Here is a 4919-nt window from a genome sequence, read left to right on the forward strand (position 1 = left end):
TATTCGGCCGATGTTTTTTGCTTACAGCCATTGGCAAACAAAACAATCAATACGAGCGTAAGCAAGTGTTTAAGAGGTTTCATCTTCTAAAAATGTAAATGGTTAAGTACTTGTAGGACAGGTTTACAACTGTCAAATGAATCGTATTAACAGGTAAGAACTTGTCTTGCATAAAACACAAAAATACATGGTTTTTTTTAGAATCTTTTGTTAAAATTCTATTTTACTGGAAAATTACTAATCAAAAAATAACCAAAAACTTACTGCCCTCGCCTACTTTAGAAATTACCTTCAGATTACCTCCGTGAATCTGCATAATTTGCCGAGAAAGACTCAAGCCAATACCCGAACCAGTCTTTTTGGTCGTATAAAAGGGAATGAAAATCTTTTCGATTGCTTCGGGTTCGATACCACTTCCATTATCTGCAACCTCTATAAATCTCTGATTATCAGCTTGATAAATTGATATTTTTATTTCTGGATTTAATTTATTTTCTACTGCTTCGATGGCATTTTTCGTCAGATTAATCAAAACCATGTCAATCTGTTCGTTATCTACGATGAGCGAAAAATCTTGTTTTATGTTGGTTTGAAGACTGATTCCTTTGGCTTTTATTTGAGGCAAAATCAGATTCGTGAGGTTTCCGACGAGTTGTTTGGCGGTAGTTTCGGTAAAAACTGGCTTCGGAATTGTGGTGAATTCGCGGTACGCATTCACAAAATTCATGATGCCTTTACTACGGTTTTCGATGGTCTGGAGGGCTTCTTTCAAATCATCGACGGTTTCTTTAATTTCCGTTTTTTCGGATAAATCTATTTCTATAATTTCTCGCATCGTGCTGGCCAACGAAACTATCGGCGTGACGGAATTCATAATTTCGTGACGAAGCACTTTTGTGAGGTTTTGCCACGCATCGAGTTCTTTTTCTTGTAGTTCGGATTGAATATTTTGTAGCGAAACCAGTTTTATGACTCTTCCACGAAGGCTAACGGTCGTGGAGTTTATCGTGATTTGCTGTTCGTTAGAAGTTATGTAAAGCGTTTTACCGCCCGAAGGCAAATCTTTAAGGATTTCGTAAAGCCCGATATGTACGCTATTGCTTAATTCCGAAATATTACGAAGTCTGTAAATGCCTAAAGTTCGGAAGGCCGCATTATTTATCAATTCGATTTTGCCAGAAGCATCGAACGAAAGTAAACCCACATTTACGTGCTGAACGATGGTATTTATATAATGTAGATTGGCTTCTTTTTCGGCACGAGCTTGGCGGAACGCATCTAAAACTCCATTAAGTTGGTTGTTTACTTCTTCAAAACTTTTGCCCAGTTTATTATCGGCTCTGAATTTTACGGCAAAATCAGCATAGCGAACCGATTCAAAGAAACGTGCCAGTTTTCGATTGACTGAGGTGACATAACCGAATAGCAAGTAAAAACTAATTGCTATTCCGACCAAAATAAAAAACGACAAAAACCACTGTTTTTGTAGCACAAAGTACGCAAAAGCGGCTAATAGTAATGTCAGAATGGTTAATCTCCAAAGTATTCCAATCGAAAAATGTCTCATATATTTTGTCTGTAAAATTGAAAAATGGAGATTTAAGTTGTTGATTTTCTATAAACCCAAGCAAAAAGAGTCAATAATAGCAAAATTTCCATCCTCAAAAATACAAGTTTTATACATTCTTTTTACCACTCATCAGAAAATCAAAAAGTTTTTAACCAAGTATCTTGCATTGCATAGTACCTTATTATATCTTTGTATCGTCATCATCAGAAAGCTGTTGTTGATAATAAAGAAAACTTAAACTTTTTAAATTCCCCCTTTTGAAAGATAAGGGATTAAAAATATGGATTTAGAAAATGCCCAAGTGCAGATGCGGAAAGGGATTTTGGAGTACTGCATTCTGCATATAATTTCGAGGGGTGAAATTTATGCCTCCGAAATTCTCTACGAACTTATCAACGCCAGAATAATGGTTGTTGAAGGCACGCTTTACCCTTTATTGACTCGTCTGAAAAACGCAGGCTTGCTTGATTATAAATGGGTAGAATCAACTTCAGGCCCGCCACGTAAATACTACGTATTGACTGATACAGGGCTAATGTTTTTAGAAAACTTGAACAATACTTGGAACGAACTTTCGGAGTCCGTTACGACAATTATAAGCAAGAAATAATTAAAATCTGATTTCGAGCTTTCTGTTTTATTCACTCGAAATCACCTAATCTAATTACCCTAAATCAAGCATCTAACAGCGAACGATTTTTTTATCAATAAGACAATGAAAAAGACTATACAAATAAATATAGCAGGCATGGTTTTCAATATCGAAGAAGATGCCTACGAAAAACTAAACGCTTACTTAGCCTCCATTAAACAATATTTTGCGTCGTATGAGGGCAGTCAGGAGATTGTTTCTGATATCGAAGCACGTATTGCCGAAAAATTCTGGACGAACCAAAAGTCTGATAATCAACCAGTTATTACACATGAAGGCGTAAACGACCTCATTAAATCAATGGGTAGTGTATCTGACTTTGAGGCAATCGAAGAAGAAGAAGATTTGAAAAACACTGCACAATCAACAGTGGGCAATTCGCAGTCAACCGTGGGCAGTAATCAGTCAACTGTGGGCAGCCAGCAGTCTGATTCAACACAATCTGCTCAACCAAAACGCCTTTATCGTGATGTTAAACGCAAAGCTTTGGGTGGAGTTTTAGCTGGATTAGCACATTATTTCAATATTGATGTGGTTTGGGCAAGAATCATCTTTTTATTACTATTCTTAGGTTTACCACCAATCGATGACGACCTCGGACCAATCTCAGGTTTTGTTTTCTTGGCATATTTTGTTTGTTGGGTAGTTTTCCCGCCAAACTTTAACCTCGACGAAGACAAAAAAATCAAGAAATTCTACCGAGATAATGATAATAAAGTTTTAGGCGGTGTTTGTAGTGGCTTAGCTGCTTATTTTGGAGTTGACATTACGGTTATTCGTTTGCTTTTTGTGTTGAGTGTGTTTTTATTCGGAACGGGCTTCTTGGCTTACATTATCCTCTGGATTGTAGCACCAAAAGCTCAGACCCTCACACAAAAAATGGAAATGAAAGGCGAGCCAGTTACGCTTTCTAACATCGAAACCAATATCAAAGAAAGCATCAATGTTGATAAAAACGCCCCAGAAAACGCCCTCACAAAAATCCTATTATTCCCTTTCCGTTTAGTAGGTTTGGTTATCAAGGCTTTGGGCGAAGTTTTAAAACACCTCGGGCCAGTTGCCAGAGTTTTGGCGGGCGTCATGTTGATGTTGTTTTCTTTAGCAATGATTGTTGGCATTGTGGCGGCCGTGGCAGCATTCTTTGGCGTGACGTCGGGTATTGAAGGAACTGAGTTTTTTGATAACAGTCCATTCAAAATCTTCTCGCAAGATATTCACCCAATGGCTGGCTTCTTTGCTTTCTTGGCCATGTTTACACCTTTCTTGGCTCTTTTGCTTACGGGTTTGACATTACTTTCGAACAGAAGAATCGGAAATCGTAATTTTTGGATTTCGTTATTAGGTCTTTGGTTAGCTGGTTTGATGGGAACAGGTATTTTAGCTACAAAATACGCCCTAAATTTCAAGAAAAAAGGTCGTTTTGAACAAACTAAAAACTTCCCTTACACGCTTTCAGGACAAACGCTGGTACTCGATGCCAATAATAACCACGATGATGATTTTGATGAAATCCATATCGAAGATGATGTAAAAGTGAGTGTAGAAGGCTATGAAGGAACAGATTTGAAATTAGAACAACGTTTCGAGTCATCGGGCCGTACAAGAGCTGAGGCTGAAAGTTTTGCAAAGGCTATTATCTATAATATTGCTCAAAAAGACTCGACACTGACTTTCGACCAAAACATAACTTTGCCCGAAAAGGCTCGTTTCCGTGGACAAGACCTCGAAATGACGCTCTATGTGCCTTATGATAAGCCATTTAAACTAACCAAAAGTTTTTATCACAGTGTATATCGTAGAGATTGGAAAAAACACGATTTCGATATTGATGGCGACGATGTTGACAAATACACCTACGTAATGAAACGTGACTCAGGTATGGTTTGCCGTGATTGTCCGAAATTAAGTGACGAAGAACGTGAAGCTCTCAGAGATAACAACTACGATGACGACGACGACTCAGCCTTTGATTATGGTGTTTTTGAAGAAAAAGGTCAGCACGAAAAGAAATTTGAGTTAAACGGCTTTGATAAAGTTGAAGTGGGCGGAGCATTTGTTGTAACGATTCGCAAAGGAAATTCTTTTGAAATTATCGCAGACACTGACGACCAAAAAGACTTAGACGATATTGATTTTGAAGTACGCAATAATACCCTCGAAATCGGTCATAAAGATAAATTTTCGTTCAGTAGAAGAAACGAAACCGTTAGAATCAATATCACGATGCCATCGCTCGAAGGGCTTGATATTTCGGGAGCATCAACCCTGAAAGTCATTGGTTTCAAAGATAAAAGCAAAGATTTAGACGTTCAGTTATCGGGTGCTTCGAAAGCTGCCATTGATGTGGAAGTTCGTAAAATCGAATTCGATGCTTCGGGTGCTTCAAAAGCAGACTTGAGAGGTTCGGCCGAAAGAGTAAACATGGATGTTTCGGGAGCTTGCCACATTGATGCCAAACGCATGGAAATCAACCAAGCTAGAGCCGATGCCAGCGGTGCAAGTCATATTAGTTTCGGAAAAGTAAAAGATTTCGACTCAAACACAAGCGGTGCAAGCAAGATTAGCAGAGAATAACATGAACATTTTCTGATGAAACCTGGACTTTGCAGTTGAAAAATTTAAAATAATTATATTTTGAAAAATAATTAAATAATTTTTCAAACACGAAACTTTAGATAAACGTTCGGCGTTTTTATA

General features: G+C 37.8%; 3 protein-coding genes. 2 read left to right on the plus strand and 1 reads right to left on the minus strand.

Features of this window, described 5'->3' with window-relative positions; translation table 11 throughout:
• Nucleotides 1-241 precede the first annotated feature (241 nt).
• A complete protein-coding gene (locus tag ACOVO2_RS00570; RefSeq protein ID WP_421768106.1) occupies nucleotides 242-1567 on the minus strand; it encodes a sensor histidine kinase in 1326 nt (441 codons plus the stop codon).
• Nucleotides 1568-1850: 283 nt separating this feature from the next.
• Here ACOVO2_RS00570 and ACOVO2_RS00575 point away from each other — a divergent pair, with 283 nt between their 5' ends.
• Both ACOVO2_RS00575 and ACOVO2_RS00580 read left to right on the plus strand, forming a co-directional pair.
• Entirely contained in the window at nucleotides 1851-2180 is a 330-nt protein-coding gene (locus ACOVO2_RS00575; RefSeq protein ID WP_421768107.1) for a PadR family transcriptional regulator, read from the plus strand.
• Nucleotides 2181-2285: 105 nt separating this feature from the next.
• Nucleotides 2286-4796 carry a PspC domain-containing protein gene (locus ACOVO2_RS00580; protein ID WP_421768108.1) on the plus strand — a complete coding sequence of 837 codons (2511 nt, stop codon included), beginning with the start codon at nucleotides 2286-2288 and terminating at the stop codon, nucleotides 4794-4796.
• Nucleotides 4797-4919 lie beyond the last annotated feature (123 nt).

Source organism: Emticicia sp. (assembly GCF_049241225.1).
In the GTDB taxonomy this organism is placed as follows: domain Bacteria; phylum Bacteroidota; class Bacteroidia; order Cytophagales; family Spirosomataceae; genus Emticicia.